At 38.0% G+C, this 22,470-nt stretch carries 17 protein-coding genes and 4 pseudogenes; 14 read left to right on the top strand and 7 right to left on the bottom strand.

The window, feature by feature from the left end:
* Positions 1-186: 186 nt before the first annotated feature.
* The 4 genes from AAZO_RS34450 to AAZO_RS22430 all read left to right on the top strand — a co-directional run bounded on the left by AAZO_RS34450 (position 187) and on the right by AAZO_RS22430 (position 5,030).
* A complete protein-coding gene (locus AAZO_RS34450) occupies positions 187-333 on the top strand; it encodes a J domain-containing protein (RefSeq protein ID WP_144031364.1) in 147 nt (48 codons plus the stop codon).
* A gap of 849 nt (positions 334-1,182) precedes the next feature.
* Positions 1,183-2,631, top strand: coding sequence for a glycoside hydrolase 100 family protein (locus AAZO_RS22440; RefSeq protein ID WP_013192920.1), 1,449 nt, complete (start codon positions 1,183-1,185; stop codon positions 2,629-2,631).
* A 578-nt stretch (positions 2,632-3,209) separates the two neighbouring features.
* On the top strand, positions 3,210-4,550 hold the full coding sequence (locus tag AAZO_RS22435) for a 16S rRNA (cytosine(967)-C(5))-methyltransferase (protein ID WP_013192919.1): 1,341 nt from the start codon (positions 3,210-3,212) through the stop codon (positions 4,548-4,550).
* A gap of 57 nt (positions 4,551-4,607) precedes the next feature.
* Positions 4,608-5,030 (top strand): tellurite resistance TerB family protein, encoded by a 423-nt coding sequence (locus AAZO_RS22430; protein ID WP_013192918.1) that lies wholly within the window; start codon positions 4,608-4,610, stop codon positions 5,028-5,030.
* Between the two features lie 98 nt (positions 5,031-5,128).
* Here AAZO_RS22430 and psb35 read toward each other — a convergent pair whose 3' ends face one another.
* Both psb35 and AAZO_RS22420 read right to left on the bottom strand, forming a co-directional pair.
* Complete coding sequence (psb35, locus tag AAZO_RS22425) at positions 5,129-5,344, bottom strand: photosystem II assembly protein Psb35 (protein ID WP_041643645.1); 216 nt, start codon at positions 5,342-5,344, stop codon at positions 5,129-5,131.
* 186 nt (positions 5,345-5,530) lie between these two features.
* Positions 5,531-7,831, bottom strand: coding sequence for a transglycosylase domain-containing protein (locus tag AAZO_RS22420; RefSeq protein ID WP_049790910.1), 2,301 nt, complete (start codon positions 7,829-7,831; stop codon positions 5,531-5,533).
* A gap of 321 nt (positions 7,832-8,152) precedes the next feature.
* Between AAZO_RS22420 and folK the strand changes: the two genes are divergently transcribed.
* The 4 genes and pseudogenes from folK to AAZO_RS34445 all read left to right on the top strand — a co-directional run.
* The gene (gene folK / locus AAZO_RS22415; RefSeq protein ID WP_420807077.1) at positions 8,153-8,692 is read left to right on the top strand and encodes a 2-amino-4-hydroxy-6-hydroxymethyldihydropteridine diphosphokinase; all 540 of its coding nucleotides are present in this window, start codon (positions 8,153-8,155) and stop codon (positions 8,690-8,692) included.
* 1,031 nt (positions 8,693-9,723) lie between these two features.
* Positions 9,724-10,278, top strand: coding sequence for an NUDIX hydrolase (locus tag AAZO_RS22410; protein WP_013192914.1), 555 nt, complete (start codon positions 9,724-9,726; stop codon positions 10,276-10,278).
* A gap of 1 nt (position 10,279) precedes the next feature.
* A complete protein-coding gene (locus AAZO_RS22405; protein ID WP_049790909.1) occupies positions 10,280-10,837 on the top strand; it encodes an ADP-ribosylglycohydrolase family protein in 558 nt (185 codons plus the stop codon).
* Positions 10,838-10,896: 59 nt separating this feature from the next.
* Positions 10,897-11,052: pseudogene (locus AAZO_RS34445) on the top strand (ISLre2-like element ISCst1 family transposase); the annotation flags it as partial.
* A gap of 61 nt (positions 11,053-11,113) precedes the next feature.
* On the opposite strand, the gene AAZO_RS39950 reads toward AAZO_RS34445, so the two are convergent.
* From AAZO_RS39950 to AAZO_RS41790, 4 genes and pseudogenes are all read right to left on the bottom strand, one after another.
* Entirely contained in the window at positions 11,114-11,275 is a 162-nt protein-coding gene (locus AAZO_RS39950; RefSeq protein WP_081462863.1) for a hypothetical protein, read from the bottom strand.
* Positions 11,276-11,390: 115 nt separating this feature from the next.
* Positions 11,391-13,027: pseudogene (locus AAZO_RS44240) on the bottom strand (IS1634 family transposase).
* A gap of 812 nt (positions 13,028-13,839) precedes the next feature.
* Positions 13,840-14,944 (bottom strand): annotated as a pseudogene (locus tag AAZO_RS44235) (IS630 family transposase).
* Positions 14,945-15,475: 531 nt separating this feature from the next.
* Positions 15,476-15,595 (bottom strand): carbohydrate porin, encoded by a 120-nt coding sequence (locus tag AAZO_RS41790; protein ID WP_266889724.1) that lies wholly within the window; start codon positions 15,593-15,595, stop codon positions 15,476-15,478.
* Between the two features lie 27 nt (positions 15,596-15,622).
* Between AAZO_RS41790 and AAZO_RS27680 the strand changes: the two genes are divergently transcribed.
* Positions 15,623-15,994, top strand: a complete 372-nt coding sequence (locus tag AAZO_RS27680; RefSeq protein ID WP_049790908.1) for a hypothetical protein — start codon at positions 15,623-15,625, stop codon at positions 15,992-15,994.
* On the top strand, positions 15,982-16,734 hold the full coding sequence (locus AAZO_RS22380; protein ID WP_013192912.1) for a sulfite exporter TauE/SafE family protein: 753 nt from the start codon (positions 15,982-15,984) through the stop codon (positions 16,732-16,734). Before AAZO_RS27680 ends, AAZO_RS22380 begins: the two co-directional genes overlap by 13 nt.
* Here AAZO_RS22380 and AAZO_RS22375 read toward each other — a convergent pair.
* A pseudogene (locus AAZO_RS22375) lies at positions 16,731-17,523 on the bottom strand (ATP-binding cassette domain-containing protein). The gene AAZO_RS22380 and the pseudogene AAZO_RS22375 sit on opposite strands and share 4 nt — an antisense overlap.
* Before the next feature lie 626 nt (positions 17,524-18,149).
* Here AAZO_RS22375 and AAZO_RS22370 point away from each other — a divergent pair.
* The 4 genes from AAZO_RS22370 to AAZO_RS22355 all read left to right on the top strand — a co-directional run bounded on the left by AAZO_RS22370 (position 18,150) and on the right by AAZO_RS22355 (position 22,449).
* The gene (locus tag AAZO_RS22370) at positions 18,150-19,373 is read left to right on the top strand and encodes a tetratricopeptide repeat protein (RefSeq protein ID WP_013192910.1); all 1,224 of its coding nucleotides are present in this window, start codon (positions 18,150-18,152) and stop codon (positions 19,371-19,373) included.
* Positions 19,374-19,680: 307 nt separating this feature from the next.
* Entirely contained in the window at positions 19,681-20,523 is an 843-nt protein-coding gene (locus AAZO_RS22365; RefSeq protein WP_013192908.1) for a DUF2382 domain-containing protein, read from the top strand.
* Positions 20,524-20,681: 158 nt separating this feature from the next.
* A complete protein-coding gene (locus tag AAZO_RS22360; RefSeq protein ID WP_013192907.1) occupies positions 20,682-21,620 on the top strand; it encodes a DUF2382 domain-containing protein in 939 nt (312 codons plus the stop codon).
* Positions 21,621-21,948: 328 nt separating this feature from the next.
* Complete coding sequence (locus tag AAZO_RS22355; RefSeq protein WP_013192906.1) at positions 21,949-22,449, top strand: YsnF/AvaK domain-containing protein; 501 nt, start codon at positions 21,949-21,951, stop codon at positions 22,447-22,449.
* The last annotated feature ends 21 nt before the right edge of the window (positions 22,450-22,470 follow it).

Genomic DNA, 22,470 nt, shown 5'->3' with positions numbered 1-22,470 from the left:
GGAATTTATAAACTAGCGAGATTTTAGAAACTTTTTCTGGTTTTAGTCCTCTAGCTTTTAGTGCAGATGGGAAGACTTTGGTTATTGCGGGTAAAAATCGGAGAATCAAAATTTAGCGACATCTAGAAAACACCGGATATTTAAATTTAACAGGAGAATAGTGGGAAATATTAGGAGTTGATAAAAATGCTTCAAGCTCTTAAACTTGCCTATCGGCGATTAGCAAGATTGTATCATCCTGATATGAACAATTCAGAAAGAGCTAAAGCTGCAATGCAAGTTGTTAATCTAACTTATCAGAATTTTCAGACGTTTGTGAATGTTCAAAAATAAATCGGCATTTAATATATAATTTTGTGTAACTAGTTACATAATTTTTTTTTCGTAGAAACGTTTTATAAAATGTGTTGCAAAAGGATTGATGTAGGGAGAATTGATACGACACAAGAACTAGCTAATTTTGGCTTTTTTCAGGTCTAGTCAGCTTTAAGGATAATAACAAAAGCAATAGTATTGCTCTTAAATACTTTGTTTATAGGGAATTTTCTCATAAATCTAGTTATTTAATAGCTTATTTGCTCATTAGGGTAGAATATATTTTTTTTTAGAAAAATACCTCTTGCAAAACGGTAAAGAAAAATTACAGCCTTTTCCTGAATTCTGCAAAAATTTTAATGTTGATATCCTAAATCTTTTAAGTATCTATATTGCATATTGCGAAAAAACGTTATAAATTGTTAATTTATAGGGGAATAATTTAATTAGCAGTTTGAAACAGTGAGTCCTAGTCAATTCAATATACTTCAATGGGTATAAACCTTACACAAACCTGAAACAGCAATGGGGATACGTTTTGTTTAGTACAGCAAAGCCCCAATAAAAAATTTGGGGCTTTGCTGGATATAAAAATGTATCCTTCTTTAACTGTTTTGAGGTTAATTTCTATGGTTAGCTGTGAATAAACACAACACTGGAATTGAGTAAAAAATAAATAATAGGAAGCTAATTAATTATCAATTAATTTGCTAATCTGCAACAGTTCTAGTTGTTAAGATTTGAGTATTACTATATTTAGTATTTTCAAGTTCAGACCTGTAATACTGATAATAGCAAAGGCAAATAACAAATAAAGGCGTATCTACTCTACCACCAAGTTACTATCTAAATGGAGTCATTCTGGCGATGCAACTAAATGAATTAAGCGCAACTGAAAATATAGAAAAAGAGGCATGGCAAGCACTAGAAAATTCCATCCTCTACTACAAAGGTCGTCCCATTGGGACTTTAGCAGCTTATGATCCATCTGTAGAGGCTTTGAATTATGACCAGTGTTTTATTAGAGATTTTATTTCTTCTGCATTGATTTTTCTCATTAAAGGGAGGACAGATATTGTTAGAAATTTCCTAGAGGAAACCTTGAATTTACAGCCTAAAGAAAAGGCTTTGGATGCTTATAAACCCGGTAGAGGGCTAATTCCAGCCAGTTTTAAAGTGGTATCTATCAATGGCGAAGAACATTTAGAAGCTGATTTTGGTGAACATGCGATCGCCAGAGTTACACCAGTTGATTCTTGTTTATGGTGGCTGATTTTATTACGTGCTTATGTAGTCGCTACAAATGATTATTCACTAGCATATCAGCCTGAATTCCAAACAGGAATTAGGTTAATTATGGATATATGTTTGGCAAATCGTTTTGATATGTACCCGACGCTATTAGTTCCTGATGGCGCGTGTATGATAGATAGACGTATGGGGATTTATGGACATCCTCTAGAAATTCAAGTTCTATTTTTCGCTGCATTGCGTGTAGCCAGAGAACTATTAATTTGTCAAGGAAATCAAGATATAGTTGAGGCAATTGATAACAGATTACCCCTATTATGTGGTCATATTCGTCAGTATTATTGGATAGATATTAATCGCTTGAATGCTATTTATCGCTTTAAAAGCGAAGAATACGGTAAAACTGCTGTCAATCTTTTCAATATTTATGCAGATTCTTTGCCTTATTATGAATTGGACAAATGGCTACCAAAAATAGGTGGTTATTTTGCTGGAAATGTCGGACCATCACAATTAGATACTCGTTTCTTCACTCTCGGAAACTTGATGGCAGTGATTTGTGATTTGTCTAGTGAAGAACAGTCCCAAGCAATTATTAATCTCATCGAAAAACGATGGGAAGATTTAGTAGCAGATATGCCTATGAAAATCTGTTATCCTGCCTTACAAGGTGAAGAATATAGAGTTGTGACAGGATGTGATCCAAAAAACATACCTTGGTCATATCATAATGCTGGTAGCTGGCCTGTTTTAATGTGGATGTTAGCAGCAGCAGCAGTGAAAACCAAGAAACCATATTTGGCTGAAAAAGCTATTAAAATTGCTAAAGTCAGACTAAGTGAAGATCAATGGCCTGAATATTACGATGGTAAGAAAGGTAGATTAATTGGTAAACAAGCTAGAAAATATCAAACCTGGACAATTGCAGGGTATTTATTAGCGCAAGAACTAATAGATAATCCTGATTATTTACCATTAATTAGTTTTGATAAATTACCGCTAGAAACAATTTCTAGAGCCTGTGAATTTGAAGTTACTGGTTTAGATCCTTATATGAATCTGTAAACTACACGCTCTGACCTGACGGTTCTATGTGACATTCTGTAAGCACGGGGGAGTTCCGCAACTTAGACTTTCGTCCGAGTTTTGATTTTACCTCCCCTGCTACAGTGGAGACTGCTGAACCTTTATCTTTAATTTGAAATTAATAAATACAAGCTCTGCTACTTCCACCAGTACCATAATATCTCCCTGTTTTCGTGCCATTTATTTCAGTGATAAAATACAGGGACTAATTTTATAGTTCTCTTTAAAAGAGTTATTTATTAGTGGCTCTTAAAAAAGAATTTTATTGATTTATAAAACAATATTTGATGGTATTCTAAGTACTCTTTCATCTGTTGATTTTCTGATTTACATTATTTGTGATTAAGATTAATAATAATTTTTTTTTAATTTTAAATTACTGCCATAGTGTGTTACACTTGACAAGACTCAATGCGAGAAAGAATTCTACATAAGCAAACCCAACAAACACCAAGTAAAGGTAAGGTTTATAGTTTATCAACAACTTGTTAATATTTCCGTGTTAGCAGTTTTATTAATATGTTTAATATCCCGTTCCTTTTTGCATATATTATATTATGACTAATCCCCGCCAACTTGCCTTTATTGCCCTCAAAGAAGTACATAAAGGGGCTTATGCTGATGTAGCTCTAGACCGTGTGCTACAAAAGTTTAAATTACCCGACAATGATCGTCGTTTAATGACAGAATTAGTCTATGGTAGTGTTAGAAGACAACGCACTCTAGATACTCTAATTGATAAATTAGCTACAAAGAAGGCACACCAACAACCACCAGAACTTCGTACTATTTTACATCTCGGTTTTTATCAATTGCGTTATCAAGAAAAGATCCCTGTTTCTGCTGCTGTGAATACCACAGTTGAACTAGCAAAGGAAAATGGCTTTTCTAGTTTAACTGGTTTTGTGAATGGTTTGTTACGTCAATATCTACGTCTTATAGAAAGTTCATCAGAACCATTAAAGTTACCAGAAAATCCGGTAGAGAGATTGGGAATTTTACACAGTTTTCCTGATTGGATAATTGAGGTGTGGTTAGAACAATTGGGTCTTAAAGAAACAGAAAGACTCTGTGCATGGATGAATAAAACCCCAACTATTGATTTACGGGTAAATATCCTTCGCAGTTCCCTGGAAAAAGTGGAATCAGCTTTTAAATCTGCTGGTGTTTTAGTTAGACCTATTCCCTATTTACCTCAAGGTTTAAGATTAATTAGTAGTACCGGGCCAATTAAAAATTTACCTGGTTTCCGAGAAGGTTGGTGGACTGTTCAAGATAGTAGCGCCCAATTAGTTAGTCATTTGCTTGACCCAAAACCGGGCAATGTGGTGATTGATGTTTGTGCGGCTCCAGGGGGAAAAACCACCCATATTGGTGAGTTAATGGGAGATAAAGGTAAAATCTGGGCTTGTGATCAAACTGCTTCCCGGTTACGTAGACTCAAGGAAAATGTCCAACGTCTACATTTAGAATCTATCGAAATCTGTACAGGGGATAGCCGCAATTTGACCCAATTTAACAACATTGCTGATTGTGTATTATTAGATGCACCTTGTTCCGGTTTAGGAACTATGCACCGCCATGCTGATGCACGTTGGCGACAAACACCGTCTTCTGTTCAAGAACTCTCCCAACTACAGAAAGAACTGATATCACATACAGCTAATTTTATCAAGGTTGGAGGGGTTTTAGTTTATGCCACTTGTACACTCCATCCCATGGAGAATGAAGAGGTAATTTCTCAATTTTTAGCTGTAAATCCCCATTGGCAAATTGAATCTCCTGGCTCGGATTTAGTTGATATTGCTTCTCCAGGGTGGTTAAAAGTCTGGCCTCATCAACGGGATATGGATGGTTTTTTCATGGTGCGCTTAAGAAAAACCAAGGATTCCGAGTGAATACTGCTAAGGACTGTACCATTTGATGAAAGCCCGAATCTACTAGAGGAGGCGGTAATGGTTAATCATTCCCATGTAAAAAACTTAGTTAAGATTCTGATCGGAGCCGCTTGGATTGATGGTAGAATCCAGCCTGAAGAACGGCAATATTTGAGGGAAATAGCCCAGGCTAAAGGCTTGGCTAATGATCCAGAGATTAAGCCTTGGTTATATGAATTAGTACCAGTAAAGCCAAATCGATGTTATGAATGGGTGAAGGACTATTTAGGCGATCGCCCTAGCCTGGAAGATTACGAAAATTTAATAGAAGCTATCAGTGGCTTAATTTACAGTGATGGTGAAGTAGCAATTGAAGAAGCAAGATTGCTGACTACATTGGAGGAGTTGAGCAAATCTCATGAATCAATCCAACCAGGTCATGTAACCTTGCTTAGACAAATTCAAAAACTGTACCGTCGTTGGGTTGATGTGCAGAATTAGGGGACTGGGGACTGGGGGATGAGAGAGATGGGGGAGAATAATGTATTATCTCCTTCCTTCTTCCTTCTTCCTTTTTCCCTCTTCCCCCTGAATTCCTATTAGTCTTTATCAACCTTGGGTACAAAGTCAGGGCGTTCTTTGCTTTCCCAACCGGGTGGACGTTTTGAGTTGTACCAAGCTATTGAACCGATGGTGACAGCAGCAATAAAACCAACTACATACACCAATGTAAAAGCTAATGGAAAATGTGGGCTTGCGGCGACTGGCGCTGCTGTTTCTAGTAAAAATTGCACGAGTATATTCTCCGACTTCATTTTACACTTCTTAACAAAGTATAAAACGGGCTTGTCACCTACATCTCTCATAGGTTGGAAATACTTGATCTTTGAGAGGGAAAAAGTAGTATGGCTAAAGTCATGCTATGTCTACAACTCCCCTAAAGGATACGCTATCAGGAGAAATAAGTTATTTCCCCTACACCCTTACATCCCTACACCCAATTACTCTGATGAAGAAGATGAAGAAGAACCTGGTTTTAGTCGCTCGCGCCAAGAAGGTTGAGATGGAGAAGAATTGGCAGGACTATTACTTCTACCAGAGGAAGAACCTGAAGAGTTAGATTCTTGACCTTGGTTGCGCCGTCCAGAAGAAGAGCTACTACTTGAGCTTTCATCTCTGCGCTGTCTTTTGGAGATTGTATCTTCTTCTTGTTGTTTGTATCGCCGTCTGCGTCTTGGGGTATAGTCTGATTGCTGCTCTACTTCACTATTAGTTTTTCTGTGTCTGCGTCTTCTTGATGAATCATCATTTTTGGTGTTATCTTCATCGGATTTTTCATCATTATCAGCAGAAATAGAACTATGAACAATTTTGTTTGGTTTGATAGGCTGAGCTTTAATTGTGCCTTTGCGATTTTCTAATTTAGGTCGTTCAGGAAACTTTTCTACTGGCATTCCCTCAATCGCTTTTTCCATAAATTTATGCCAGGTATAAGCGGCGCTACTACTGCTACCATAAGTCGGGCGATTGTTATCGTTACCTAGCCAAACTCCTGTTACTACTTGGGGAATATAGCCAATAAACCACAAATCACGGGCTTCATCTGATGTCCCGGTTTTTCCTGCTACCTGTCTATCATTTAATTGGGCTGCAGCACCAGTTCCGTTATTGACTACGTTGCGTAGCATCCAGGTCATAATGGCTGTGCTATCAGCATCTAAAGCTCGCTTGGGTTGAAAATTAGCAGACCAGATTACTTTACCTTGACGGTTGAGGATACGACGAATACCGTGTACTTCTGTATGTAAGCCTTGTGTGGCAAATGAACCGTAAGCACTAGTTAATTCTAGGAGATTGACTTCATTGGAGCCAAGAGCTAAAGAGTAGGTCGGCTTGAGTTCTGATTTAATCCCGAGATCTTTGGCTAATTTAATAGTTGGTTCATATCCCACATCTATTAATATTTGCACTGCAATTGTGTTAATAGAACGGGTGAGAGCATCTCTCATATTCATCCAACCGTAGAATTTTTCACTGTAGTTTTTTGGTTCATAACCATCTACTACTAATGGTGCATCTAGATAGCTGTCATAGGGACTCTTACCTGTTGCGATCGCTGTAGCATAGACAAATCCCTTAAATGTCGATCCTGGTTGGCGCTGTGCTTGAGTGACACGATTAAACTGATTTTTGCTAAAATCTTTACCACCTACCATTGCTTGGATTTCACCATGGCGAGGATCGATCGATACTAAAGCTGCTTCCTTAAAATTTTCCCATCTGCCTTGATGTTTTAGAGTTTTAGCAATTGCTGCTTCTGCCGCCTTTTGCCAAGTCGGGTTTAAGCTGGTTTCTACAACTAACCCTCCTGCTGCTAACACATCAGGCGAAACATATTTTGGTAATTCTTGTTGAACGTAGGTACTAAAGTAAGGGAACTCGACTTGAAAGCGTCTGGGTAAATTGCTTTTAACTGTGAGTGCTTCTTGGGATGCAAGTTGCCTTTCTTCTGGCCTAATTACTCCGTCTTCTTGCATCCTCTGTAGCACCATATTTCGCCTTTCTAGGGCTGCTTCTGGATTCTTGTCTGGGGCATAAACATTAGGCGCAGGAGCCAGTCCGGCGATGGTGGCCATTTCTGATAAGGTTAGTTGATCCACTGATTTACTAAAGTAAACCCAGGCCGCATCTCCTACACCATAAGCACCCGAACCCAGATAAACCAGATTGAGATAACGTTCTAAAATCTCGTCTTTGGTGAGTTCTTGCTCCATTCTCTGCGCCAGACGAACTTCCTTGAGTTTGCGCCAGATTGTCCGTTCTTGGGTGAGGAAAAGGATTCGTGCTACCTGTTGGGTGATGGTACTACCACCTTCGACCACATTTTGCGATCGCAAATTATTTATAACTGCTCTGAGAATACCCTGAGTATCCACACCACTGTGTTGTAGAAATCTACGGTCTTCTGAAGCGATAAAAGCTTTTTGGAAGTCATCTGGAATTTGTTCTAGCTTTAGCTGTTCTCTCGTCACTTCTCCTTGCTGCTGGAGAACAGTACCATCACCAGCTTTAATAGTTAGTGTTTGCTCCCGCACAACCGCATTGAGTTCAGATTTATCTGGCAAAGAACTATCTATGGCACCAATACCATAACTAATAGCAATTATCCCACCACCTAAACCTAAGCCCGTCCAAAACCAAACCCGACGATAAAAAGGTTTATCGCTCCTACCAATTCTAGCAACCATCCCAGATGATAAACTCGACATCTGGCTCAGTAAATGCTTCGCCTTTACCAGCATTGTCGGTAGTAAGTTTTCATGTGTGCATTCCTCGTCTTTTTAATGATTCCCAAGAGGCAAGAGCAGTTTCTCCTCATCAGAGCTACTTAAGATTTATTAATTTTTCTCTCAATAAGTTATAGCCACCTAACTGCCTTGTACGAATGCCAGGTTGGGGCAATAACTTCGTGCTAGTATAATAGCCCATAAATAATCAAGTTAATTCAGTACCAAACCTTGTTATTACCAAAACTGTTAATTAAAGTGGGTTCTGCAAATTCTTAAATAATTTTTGGGGCATCAAAACCATTGGAAACCACTACAAACGATGAAGCAGGATTGATCCCTATCGAGATAGAGAAAAGATTACCCATAGCTGATGTCTCTAACAAATCGGCGCGAAGTGCGATCGCTCTCGGCAGTAATATGGGTGATCCCCAAGTAATTTTAGCAGCGGCTCTAGAGACTTTAGCCCAAACTCCTGGTATTATTCTCGAAGGCAAATCCAGTTTGTATCAAACTAAAGCCATAGGTCCACCTCAGCCAGATTATTTAAATGGCTGTGCCATACTGCGAGTAGCAATGCTACCTCAAGCATTGTTAGCCACATTGTTAACTATTGAAAATAAATTTGGGCGTGTGCGTCAGGAACATTGGGGACCGCGAACCCTAGATTTGGATTTGTTGTTATATGATGACTTAATCTTGAATGAGCCAAATCTTCAAATCCCCCATCCCCGGATGCATAAACGAGCTTTTGTATTAGTCCCATTGGCTGAAATTGCCCCAACTTGGATAGAGCCAGTATCTGAGCAGACAATTCAGAATATGCTGCCAGAGGTTGACTGTTCTGATGTACATTTAGTTAAGGTAAATAACTAGTACTGTGCGGCGTAAATAAATCAACCATTCCAAATATCTGAAAAGCTCAGTCCGTATACATTTTGAATTTTGTTAGTGTAGGGTCTCCGAAGGAGATATTTTCTTAGGGTAGCTCTTCTGAAAGAAGCATTTTGAATTCACGGTGGTACTACTCAATAATTTGCTAACTATCAATAACTAATGCTACGATTTGCCCATGGCATATATACCACTCAGAAAAGCGGTCGAGTTTCTGGGATTGCACCGAAATAATTTGAGGAGATATGCAGATAAGGTTAAAATCAAAAGCATCAGAAATCCAGTACGGCAAAGGTTGTAATAATTGAATCGCCTCTGACGTAAGATTCAATTATTACAACCTTTATTACCACTATTTGTTACTGCTGAGTCAGTTCCTCAAAGCAGCGAGATGACCTGGATAGACAAATCGCCTATATGCAGTCCCTCTACCCAGACGCAGAAATCATTAAAGACATCGGCTCAGGACTCAACTTTAAACGAAAATGATTGCAGTCCTTACTGGACAGGCTTCTGCGAGTAGATAAGTTCAAGCTTATTGTTGCCTGTCGTGACAGACTCGCAAGATTTGGATTTGAACTCCTACAGTACATGATTGAATAAAACGGTACACAAATCGTGGTTCTCGAGAAAACTGTACACTACCCTCAATCAGAACTCACACAGGATTTACTCTCAATGCTTCACCTCTTTTCCTTACGAATGCAGGGACTCAGAAAATACTCTAAAAAAATCAAAGAAGATTTATCTAAAACTGACTCCTACCCCAAGGTAGAAGGTTAAATATTGGTTTGATGCTGCCAGATTTGCCTATAATGAGACAATTCATTATAGGCAACAACCAGGAAGAAAAGCGAATTGGAAAGAGATAGAAACTGGTATTATTCAACACCTACCTGACTGGGATTAATCAACGGCTGTTAGAATTTACCATCACTCAACCCAGAAAGACCCTGATTTCATCACACCACCCCGTATATATTCTGTGTATTTGCAGACAATAGAATTTTACTATGCCACTAGGTAGAGAATTACCACAGCTACTCAAGCAACGTTTGTTTCATAAAGGACGCAAGTTTGACTTTGAAGTTAATCGCTTGCGTTTACCTAATAAGTCTGAAGGAGAATGGGAGTGCATTCGTCATCCTGGTGGCGCTCTGGCTATTCCCGTCACCTCTGACGGTAAACTGATCCTTGTACGCCAATATCGTTTTGCAGTTCAGGGAAGATTGTTAGAATTCCCAGCCGGAACTGTAGAACCCAATGAAGAACCCTTGGAAACAGTGAAAAGGGAAATTGAAGAAGAAACAGGCTACCGCGCTCATAATTGGGATAAACTGGGAGAGTTTTTCTTGGCTCCTGGCTATTCCGATGAAATTCTTTATGCTTTTTTGGCTAGAGATTTGGAAAAGCTGGAAACACCTCCACAGCAGGAAGAAGATGAAGATATTGAAATAGTATTTTTCAGTCCTGAAGAACTAGAAACAGCCATTCGTGACGGACAACCTGTAGATGGTAAAACTATAGCCAGCTTTTTCCTAGCCCGTTCATTTTTAGTGAAATATTAATATGCTGCTTGAATTGGCTATTGGTGATGCCTACGGTGCTGGTTTTGAATATGCCAATGAGATGATATTTGCCAATGATTTGAGTCGATACATTAAACATCCCCGTCATCGACTCATCCCAGGCAGTTATACTGATGATACGCAGATGAGCATGGCCATTGCTGAAACTATTGTGTTCCAGGGATCCTGGGCACCAGAAGTTTTAGCAGAGAATTTTGTTAACGCCTTTAAACGTGATCCCAGAGAAGGCTACGCAAGTAGGTTTTACGATTTTTTAGTTAGCATCCAGTATGGGAAAGAGTTTCTAGCCAAGATTTATTCTGGTAGTGATAAGAGTGGTGCAGCAATGCGAGCAGCACCCATTGGCCTTTATTCTACACCTGAAAAGGTAGTTGCACTGATGTACCATTGTTTTATTTACCAGCTGGGAAACAAAAGCGCATTAGGCAAGTTTATTGAAAGTTATATGCCTGGCGGTTGCTCACAACCTTGGCAGGGTAAAGTCAAAACGGCAGCAAGGCGATTTTCTGAGGTCGGGCAAAAAGTAAGTGTGCCCTAGCTAAACCCAAAACAGGCATCGATAAAAATCATTTACCGTAGAATTATATTCTATATATACAAGTTGTCAATTTAACAATGAAAGGAAACAGTAAATTTTGGTTAACAGAAAATGCGGAAATTATGTTACATCTTCCTTGTCAATGGATAGCTGGAAGTTGGCATAATTTCCGTAATTCCATTTTTACTTCTTTTATCCATCTTCAAACTGTCTAATATTTTATCCCACATTCGGCACCATAAAGTGCCACAGAGAGGAATTACGGAGAGAAAAAATCTAAGGGAGCATAAAAACAAACATATGCAGTGAAAAAAGGCATTGGAGAAACAGTAAAGCACTAAAAATAGCATCAAAAGCTATTCTCAATAAGGAGCAATAAGAAAGAACACCGCCCAGAGGAGTCAACAGATAAATGAAGATATTCAAGAGATAAATCATAACTTAGACTAATAAATCGAAGTAAGAAAAGAAATTATGGACATAGTAAAATAGAGCTATAAATCAAAGAGATTAGGTTATTTTCTGATAGAAATTAAATTAATAGAGATAAAAACTAGGTAACTAATTGATAGTAGGGAAAACAATGCTCTGGTAAAAGATTCACAATGAAATCTCTCTCTTGAGTCCAGTAACAGATGTGTTTTTCTTGGTTAAGTATAACTAAATGAATAGACTGAAAGCATGGAAAAATCCAGCGTAAAGTGGGGCGGTTAGTTGGTTTGCCCAATTGATTTTTTACTGTTGATTTAGACTCTCTCACAGCGGTTCTAATTTGTCGTTGCCCTAAAGTATAAACCAGCAGACATAAACCCATCATCATTCCCAGGGACTCTATTCTCTCTGGACTTTTTAGGAAAATACTGTCTGCAAAAAGTAATGGGTCTTTGAGAAAAGCAAAGCCTCTCTGGCAAGACTATTGAGCTTTATATTCACTCAAGATGGAGTCATGGGTAAGTTCATTGGAATCCAAAAGGTTTGTACCAAAAATAAAAGGCCCTGGCCTCAGAAATTCTGTATTAATTTTACTTTCATTCTGGGAGACTGTAGCTGATATTTCAGAGGATATCTCTCCTGAACTATCTTTTTTCTTAGATTTGATTTGAGTAACTTTACTCTGGTTAATTTGGTGACATTTGAATTGTTTGAATAGGTTAGATAACCCCTTGATAGCATCAGCTTCACAAGCAAATTTTTCTGGTGATAACTTTTTCAAATCTTGCACAGCTTTTGATTGTGCCTTGGTAATTTTTTGTGAGAGCTTACCCAGCTCTAATTCTCTTCTTTCTTGACTTTGCACTACTAACCATCTTTGTTCTATTCCTGGATAATTTACTGTTTTTGAAGCTAGTTTATATCCGGGTAAGTTACTATCAATAAATTCTGGTTCTGGTAATGTTGATATTAATGATTGTGCTGATTCTACGCTTAATGGCACTGGACATAACCAGCTTAAATCTGACATCATTCATCATTTTTAGATTTGATTCTGTATATAAGGACCAGTCTGCTACTATGAGACTGTTAACTTTTAATTGTTTTTGGTACTCTACTGCTATTTTAGCAAAGCATGATGAATCTGCTTGGTTTCCCGATGCTAGTTTTAAAAATATATATTGGTATGTCTCCATCTCCTGAACATATCATTTCTATGATGAACTGTTTTAACTCCGGTCTATGGTCACCAGAATAACCGTAGGTAATGGTTATTTCTTTTGGTGATTTTACTGCTAATTCTTCTAGTTCTTGATTATTTCCTACTTTTTGACTCTCAAATATTACTTCTGGTAAGCTGGTATTATATTGCCCATGTACGTCCATTTATGATGAGTCTAGATGGCCTGCTCATAGGGATACTCCAAATTTTGGGGCTGCTTTTAAGGCGACAATAAAAAATATTCTATCCAATCCTTTTATAAATAGTTTATCCATGACTCTCCCCAGTTTATCATCCTTGAGATATTCTGGTGTTACTCCTGGTCCTATTAGATGGTCACAGGGGATTGTTTCAAAATCTTAGGGAAATATCATATATAAGGGTTTTTATACAAATCCTAACCCGTTGATTATCATGGGTTTTACTACATGAACCGGACTTACTTTCTCTCCAATTTCAAGGATTATTTCTACTACTCCTATGGGGTCTATTATTCCTGCTACTATGCCTAAATGGTCTAGGTTTTGAATCTCCATTTTTTGAACCTTTGATTTCACAACAGAATTATCCACAACTCCTGTTGTGATTAAATCATTTCTTCTTCTGTTCTAATTTAATTTTTGAATCATTAAATTTTCTTTTCTTTTATCTTCTTTACAAAACTTTATTCTCTCAGTCTATTGCCATTTTAATCATACTATTCTCATTAAGCCTTTTCTTCCTTGCAGGAGTTTTAGTTATTGTGTACTACTATCTGTGACAGTTAGGGTGCGGAAGGTGGGTTTTATACCTACAACTCCCATTTAAGATAATTCTCTGTGCTAATCAATACCTGCTTATTTGATTACTGACCTAAGCAGCTTATTGCCACCAGCCACAAATTATTGAGTGCAAGTCTTCTTAGGATATTTTGAGAAGATACTTTGTCTTGCGATTTTATTTGTTCGCTGTGATTTATTTCACTTTAATTCCAGAAGAATATTTTAGGCATGTCTGTGGTTGGCGTAGCTAAAAGCACACTCTTTGGCCCACCTCACAAAATCGCCTTGGTCCCCTCCACCACCTAAGCCAGTTCAGGCTTGTAGTAACCCTGCACTAAATTATCCCAACCAGACTAGCACAGGAAATACCAGTATAGTCAATGTCTATTCCTCTTTATTTTCAGATGTATTTTGCTTGAGAACTTAAAATGGTAAATGGAAGTTTATGAGTAAATTAAAAGATAATTAATACTTATAAAAAACTGATTTAGTTTTTACTAAAAATCTAGATTTTTGTGATATGTAAATACTTTAATCCTCGAATTTATCAATATATTCTAGTAGTCTGCCAATGCAATTTTGCTATGTTAAGTGCTCGGATATAAACGCTGCATTTTTTGACGTGCATCCTTGGTTTTAAAACCCCAATAAACACTGGGTTTTTGTTGATTACGCTGTGACTCCCAAGTAGCAATTTCAGAAGATAATATTTCTACATTAGGAATACGTCGTTCTAAGCATTGGCGAGATACAACTGATAATTCAATTTCTACTTGATTCAACCAAGAAGCGTGTTTAGGAGTATAGTGAAACTCTAATTTCCGAATAATGCGGCCTGCTTCTTGTGGAGAGAAAACTTCATATAAAACACTTGGAGTATGAATGTTTAGGTTATCAACAAGTAAAGGTATCACATCAGATTGGGGGTAATAAACATCTACTAAATCTTTTAATTGTTTAGCAAAATCAGCTTTTGTCCGACTTTGTGTAACTTCAATATGCCTCCACCCGGCTATTGGTTCAAAAAAGCCAAATAAATTTACAATACTATTGCGTTTATACTCACAATCATAACCTTCAGGCTGATGTGGTTCTGGTGGCAAAGGAAGTCTTACTTTTTCTACTAATTGATATGGGCATTCATCTAGGCAGAGTGTAGGTTTTTTCGGATCATATGGCTCATTGTACAAATCCAAAACATCTTCCATTCTGAACACATACTCTGGGTTAACTTCGGGAATACACCACTATTCTTTTAACCACGGGTTAATTTCATTTTTCTTAGAGTTTGGCGTATTGTTTCGTCTGAAATGGAATCTATGATACCAACCTTCACTAAATGCTCCGCTAATAATTGCATTGTCCAACGCACTCTTCCTCCTGGCGGATTATAACAAGCAGTCGCAATCAAAAATGGTTCTTGTTTTTCATCTAATTTTTTGGGTTTTGGTGGATTTTCCCCATCCTTTAAAGCAAAGTCTAATCCACCAATCACAAACTTTTCTCTTGTCCTTTCCACCGTGGCAACATGAACTCGAACTGCGGCAGCGCCGTGTCTGTTTCTCCCTCAGATGCCATTCAAAGAATGTTTGCACGGGTTATAATTCTTGCTTTGTGCTTTCCTTTTTTGAGGATTGCTTGCAGTTGTAAAACTTCCTCTTTGCTTAAATCTACAACATACTTTTTTGCCATGGTCAACCCCTTTTTTGACTAGTTTATCAATTAGAGGGGCTTACCCAGCAACATTACCTTGGTGGACTACTAGATAGTATAGCCCTTAATAGACCACTATAGGATTATTGATTTTTGATAGCTTGCGTAGCGTAGCCATACAGAATTAGGCATTCTAGGGTGTGGGACAGACTATCTTTGCCTACACCCCACACCTTCTTTTCCGGCAAAAAAGTAATTGGTGTTGGTGATTGTTGATAAGTAAGTGGGCGTTAAAAATTGTCGTTATGACAAGGCAAGAGGTCAACCACAGCGCTCTTGGGGAGCCACTGCGGTGGAAGGGTTTCCCAGCATAAACCAAGTGGCGTGGTTTCCCCCATGTAGGCACTTCACCTTTCCCCAGGGTGCGACTGGAGAAGCTGAAGGGCAATAGGCAAGAGGCAGTAGGCCAGAGGTTTTCAGGCTAATTTACATTTTTTTACATACTTTTCTTTTTTCACGTCGTTCTACTTACAATCCAGGTTTTAATTCTGGAAATCATGATTTAGAAAATTAGAAATCGAATGTGGTGCGGAGTACGACGAGATACTGTGTATAGTTTTTACTATTGTTTCCCGGGTTAAGAATTACCCAAAAACTAGGAGTCACTGAAATATTATCGCTTACCCGCAAACGGTAAAAAGCTTCGATGTGATATGCGTGATCGCTCTCTTTACGAACATCACTGCTGGTAACGCTGGGATACCAAGGAGGATTCCTGATATTGTTGCTCGTCTGATTCAACTGTATGAGCAAATTCTACAACGAGGGTTGAGTTTTCAACATAACCAACCACCCCTAACTCGTCAAGGTCATCGCGGACGGGTAAAACGACGGGTTGCTCATAACCTGCTCTTGCGGTTTCAAAATTTCCGTGCTGATGTTTTACGGTTTCTGACTGAACCTGATATTCCCTTTATCAATAATCAAGCTGTTCGCATAGCGTCCCGAAGGGTACGTGATTTACAGGTGATGAAGTGTAAGCAGAAAATTTCTGGTGGCTTTCGCTCCTTGGCATCATGGTCGGTTTAACCGGAATTGGTGGGGCTTCTCTAATTACCCCCATGTTGATTTTTGTTTTCCAAGTGGCACCTTCTGTTGCTGTGAGTTCTGATGTTGTAGCAGCCACATTAATGATGTTAGTTGGTAGCGTTAAACACTGTCAACAGCAAACCTTAGACACAGAAATTGTCAAATGGTTACCAATGGGTAGTGTTTCTAATTCACTAGTAGGGGTGCGAATCTTACACCTGATTCGACAGAGTGGTGAATATAATCTAGATCAAATTTTGCTGCGGTTATTAGGGCTCATGATTTCGTTAGTCACATTGTTGGCACTTATACAATTATTATTCATAACTTTTTTCCCCAACTTCAATTTACCTAAATTGCCAAAATTAGATATCACAACCAATAGGGGACGATTTCTCACTATAACTATAGGAGAAATTTTAGACTGTTTCGTTGGTTTAACTAGTGTCTCTTCTGGTTCAATGTTTGCCTTAGTTTTGATTGGCTTCTTTCGGCTTGATACCCGTAAATTAGTAGGTACAGATATTGCACAACCAGCCATTTTATTACTGTTTACATCCCTTGGGGATTTTACTTTGGGTACAGTTGATTGGAGTTTAGTTTTACCGATATGGTTAGGCTCATTTCCGGGATTTTTATTAGCTGCAAAAATTTGCCAGATTACTCCTCAACATCCATTGCGGTTTATCATTTATGCCATTTTGATGATGGTAAGTTGGAAGTTAGTAGCTCCTGTTTAACGGAAACTTCCAGAAATATAATCACGACTGCGGTAATTAAAAGTATGGGGTAAGAATTTCTTCGTAGGGGCAAATTATAGAATTTGCCCAATACGATTTTCATTGTAGTGAAATAAAGCTGTGAAATCTGATAAACGAGAAACTTGCTGGACTTTGTAAGAAATAAATACAATTGTTAATTCATAAGGTAAACATTCGATGAGTTCTTCAGTTTTCATGGTAGTGACCGGATCAAGCCCCGAACAAAGGTCATGCATGAGGAGAACTTGCGGTTTAACTGCTAGAGCACGGGCAATACACAATCTATGTTGTTGTCCATAAGATAGTTCTAAAGCAGATTTATAGAGGTTGTTTTTTACTTCTTCCCAGACATCTGCTGATTTAACTGCTAATTCAACAATCTCATCTAATTCTACTTTTGGATGCCATCCGATTAATTTAACGCCATAGGCAACATTATCATAGATACTCATAGGAAAAAGATGTGGTCTGGCATAACATAAATCATACTAATTTGACGCCGCAGCCGAGCCGATTTAAGTTGACACGACGACCGTAAATATTATTATACCCAAAAAATTCTAGGTTACCTTCAATTTTTACCTCTTCTTGTAATTCATTCATCCGATTAAGAGATTTCAAAAAAGTATATTTACCACAACCACTTAGACCCATAATAGCTGTGATTTTATTTTGGGGAATATCCAGTGACACATCTTCAATAATTTTTTGGGTGTCGTAATAAAAGCTAAAATTTTCGACTCTGATGGCCGGAATTATTTTACTCATGTTGACAAAGCTTATACAACAACTATTGACTGGTAAAGATAGTAAGAAAAAAATCGCTGCTACTCCCTTCCCACTAAAAGAATAAGGTCATAGTAATAGGGTAGAGGGATAATGCTTCTGCGTAAGGTCGAATCCCACACCCCTAATTTCATACTGGGAAGGGAGTAAGGTTTAATTATGTTGCTTTGTTAAATGTGTGACGAGTAGATGAGATGGATAAACAGCAAATCTCTGGTCATTAGAGGTGTATAGTAATCTATGATATGAATAGAATTTTATCTTCGCTAGAATTTTAATCACCACCTTTCACTATATTACTGTGTTTGGTCACATAAGAAATGAGACGTTCGAGAAATTAAAAAATAAAGACTTGATGAAGGTAAGAATTCAGGAGTCAGGAGTCAGGAGTCAGAATGTTTGAGAAATTGGTCAATTATCAAATAGATATTTTTGGTGTTAGCCTGAGAAAGCCGACTGCTGATGGCTGAATACTTAGTGATAAAGACAATTCAGAATCAGGAACAAAATTTAATGGACGATAGCGATATTTATCAATTGGATGCGCGTCAAACCAGTTGTTATGCTAAATTCTCTAGTCAATTTTGAACAGGAATGGTGGGTTGTTTATGCTAAGACATTTCAGTGTGATAGTTACTACTTTTATTTTCTGGCATCTGTGCAGTTTTGTCACACTGGCAGAGGGTAAAAAGCCAGAACAAATGGATAAATTCCCTCCAGGTCCGTTGGAGATGACTACTCCTGATCCTTTAGTACGGGGTTCTGTGGAAAAACAGCCATTAACCTTGGAAGAGTTGCAAAAGTTGGAAACTGCGCTAGATGAGTTAAATCAAGAAGCTACAACGACTCTACAAATAGGGGATAAGCTGACTGCTTTTGATATTTGGAATCGAGAATTACGACTGCGGCGTTTTTTAGGTCCATTGGCTGAGGTACACGCATTATCAGGGGTCGGTGCGATCGCATGGAATGAAAATGAGCGTCAACAGGTAAAATATATTACTGAGAGATTGCAGGTAATTGAAAAACAGATGCTCAAGCAAAAAAGCACTGATTTAGAATTATGGCGATCGCTTGGTGAAGCTTACCAAAATATTCATGTTCCTAAGTTGGCTGTGGTAGCTTATCAGCAGATTTTAATATTGTTCAGACAGCAGAATAATACTACTTCTGAGTTAGGAACTCTTAATAAGATTGCGGAACTACATTTAAGTTGGTTTGATTATTCCCAAGCTGCTACAATTTACCAAGAACTGTTAAATCTTGCTATTAGTCAAGGTGATAGACCAAATGAATTAGGATACTTGCAACAACTGGTTCACATTTTTGAAAAAGCAAAACAGCATCAACAAGCAATTAATGTACTGAGTAGACTAGCAGGAATTTACACCAGTGATGGTAATCTTACCCAGATTCCAGCTTTAAAAATTGCGATCGCACAAAATTATCAATCTTTAGCGCGGGAAAATCCCAACTTACTACAAGAAGCCTTTAACAAGTATCAAGAGGCTTATGTTACAGCATGGCAATCACAACAATATGTGACTGCTAGTGAAGCTTTACAGAAATTAATCAAGCTTTACCGTTCCCAAAACCAAATTGATGAAGCTTTGCAAACTGCTGAGATTTTATTAGAAACAGAAACACTAGCTACTAATTTTTACGGTTTGATGCAAGCTTATGATCAAATAGGACAATTGTATTTAGAAAAGAAAGAAGATGGAAAAGCACTAACAGCTTTTCAAAAAGGATTAGAAATAGCCCAACAACTCAAATATCAAGAAACATACTTTTCCCAAAGAATTGAAACATTATCAAAAGGTAACTTTTAAATAGCTAACATGATAAGATGAGAAGATAGAAGTTAGGAGTGAATAATTAACCAATTTCTCAAACATTCTGACTCCTGACTCCTAAATCCTTGCCTTTTTCCTCTTCTTCTGAATCATTTCTATCATTAGATATATTCCTGATGATAATAAAAAACATGATTTCCTCTGATCTTTCCCTACAACTATGAAATAGTAACTATACTCTAGTGCACTAGTATTCTGTCATAAGCTAGAGGAAAAGGATTCCAAAAATTTCTAAGATTTTGAAACAAACATAACATACTTTTGAAACTTGGGAACAATTATAATGCCACTTTATAAACTAGAAACCTACGATCCAAATTATCGAGAAACCTTTGGAGGAGATGATGTAAGAACCTTGCATCTGTATACAGAAGGAGGAGTAGAAGTTGGTGCAGTGGACGATGTTTTAGTTGATGATAATGGGCGATTTAGATATTTAGTTATTGATACAAGTTTAGATAGTGTTGGTAAAAAAATATTACTACCTATTGGACTAGCTCGGATTAATTATCCAGCTAAATGCGTCTATGTCGATGGACTAAGTAAGCAGCAAGTAGAACAGTTACCAGAGTATCAGGAACACATCATTGTGGATGAAGAATTTGAAGAAAAAGTACGCAATGTTTATCGCTCTCCCATCAGTAGCATCAATTATTCTCGGGAAAACTACACCTATGAACAAGAACCAAGTTTATATGGTTTGAATCAACAATATCATCAAACTCTCAGACTGTATGAAGAACGTTTAATAGCCGATAAACACCGAATTAAAACTGGAGAAGTCGCTGTTGGGAAACACATTGAAACTGAAACAGCAAGAGTTAGAGTACCTATTCAGAAAGAACGGATTGTAATTGATAGAGTTCAAGCTACAGCTACAAGTACAGTAGTAGATCCAAATGAAATTAAGTTCCAAGAAGGGGAAGTAGCCCGAATAGAAGTTTATCAAGAAACACCAGAAATTCATAAGGAAACATTTGTCCGGGAAGAAGTGCGAGTGAGGAAAATGGTAGATCGGGATATGGTGGAAGCAGAAGATATAATTCGTAGGGAAGAGTTAGATATTAATACTTCCGGTGATTTCAATTTGCGGGAACATGGTGTAGGCAGTGATCAATCTTCTTAAATTCTGATGAAATCAGTCCAAATATTGAGAAATTAACCATAAATAAATTCAAAGTTCATTCAAGATTAAATTCATTCAGGAGAAGGAGGAAAAAAGGTCAATAAACTTCTAATGTGGAAATTAAGAAATGCTATCTATGATAGTTGGAGGAAAAATATATGGTACTTTACAAATTAGAAGACTTTGATCCTCAGTACCGCGATTCTTTTGAAGGTAATGAAATTAAAGGTGTAGGAGTCTATACAGAAGGCACTGACGAAAAAATTGGCACTGTTCATGATGTTTTAGTTGATGAGCAAGGACATTTTCGTTATTTAGTAGTTGACTTAGGTTTCTGGATTTTTGGTAAAAAAGTCTTGCTTCCCATTGGTCGTAGCCGGATTGATTATGCAAGTGATCGCGTTTATGCTATTGGTTTGACAAGAGAACAAGCGGAAAACTTACCAGAGTTTAACGAAGGTCTAGCCACAGATTACGACTACGAAGAAGGAGTGCGCGGAGTATATCGCAATCCCCAATACCGGACTCCACCAGTAGAAGCATCAGCCCCTGTAGAATCATCAACACCTGTAGAATCCTCAACACCTGTAGATGCACCACCGATAGCAACGACGACGACTACTACCCCTGTGACTAATATTACGGCTACTTACACCCCTGATACCTACCGCTACGAACAAGAACCGGATTTATTCGATTTAAATGAGCGAAATCATCAAAAGTTGAAATTGTATGAAGAAAGGCTGATTACCAATACACGCCGCCACAAAATGGGGGATGTTACCGTCGGGAAGCGCGTAGAAACCGAAACAGCACGAGTAGCAGTACCCCTAGAAATAGAACACATTGTTGTTGAACGGACCACACCTGAAGATGCTGGTAGAGTAGTTTCTCCTGCGGAAGCTAACTTCCGAGAAGGTGAAGTTGCACATATGGAAATCTATGAAGAAACGCCGGAAGTTCGCAAGGAAGCATTTGTTCGGGAAGAGGTGAGTGTTAAAAAAGTTGTGGAGCAACATACACTTGAAACACAAGCAACTGTGCGTCGGGAAGAGTTAGATGTGAAGGCTCCTAATTTACCAGTTGAAGAACGATAATCACATAAGTTAGGAGTTGAGAAGATAAGTTACGAGTTGAGAAGGCAGAGGTTTATTAATTTTGTTGGCGTAGCCTACCAGAAGCAATATTTTAAATTTTTCTCTACCTTATACACCAAGACGGTTCAGTTAAGGAAAATTATCTGTTTAGGCAGGCAGAGGAGGCAGGGGGAGCATGCCAAATGTGTAAGTAGGAAGGCACAAAAAAACTATAGACGCGCAGCAGCTTGTCCGATAGTAGTATGTAACGAAAAGTAAAATTGACCAAAACCTCTTCCCTATTGCCTCTTGCCTTGTCATAACGACAATTTTTAACACCCACCTACTTATGCCTGAATATTTAACCTCAGAAACACCAGGGGAACAGCAATTAATCAACAATACCTCCATAGCAGAGGAAGAACAAATTATTCCTATTTTAGAAGAAAGAATGTTTGTTGATAAACACAAACAAAAACTAGGAGAGGTAATTGTTCGTAAACAAATCGAAACTCAGATGATACATGTCCCCATCCGCAGGGAAAAATTGATTGTTGAACAAGTTAGCCCAGAACATCAACAATTAGCAGAAATTGATTTAGGGGAAGGTGTAATTGCGGAGGGAATTGATAAATTAACTACATCAAAAACCCCAGAAGTTGCCTATTTTGATAGTGATTTAATAGTGAGTGGAGAGTTTAGTTCACCTAAGATTGCTAGTTTACTGTTAAATGCGATCGCACTAGAAAAAGATCACGGCTGTCAGGAGGTAAAAATGACAATTCTAGTAGAGAATAAATCCCAACAAAAAAAATATCAAGAATGGTTTAATCGCTGTTCTGAGAGTTAATGATCAGGTGGGTATTTCCCA

It is taken from the genome of 'Nostoc azollae' 0708, assembly GCF_000196515.1.
GTDB classification, from domain to species: domain Bacteria; phylum Cyanobacteriota; class Cyanobacteriia; order Cyanobacteriales; family Nostocaceae; genus Trichormus_B; species Trichormus_B azollae.
The sequence above is the reverse complement of the archived record's forward strand: the minus strand, read 5'-3'. Positions and strand labels throughout refer to the sequence as shown.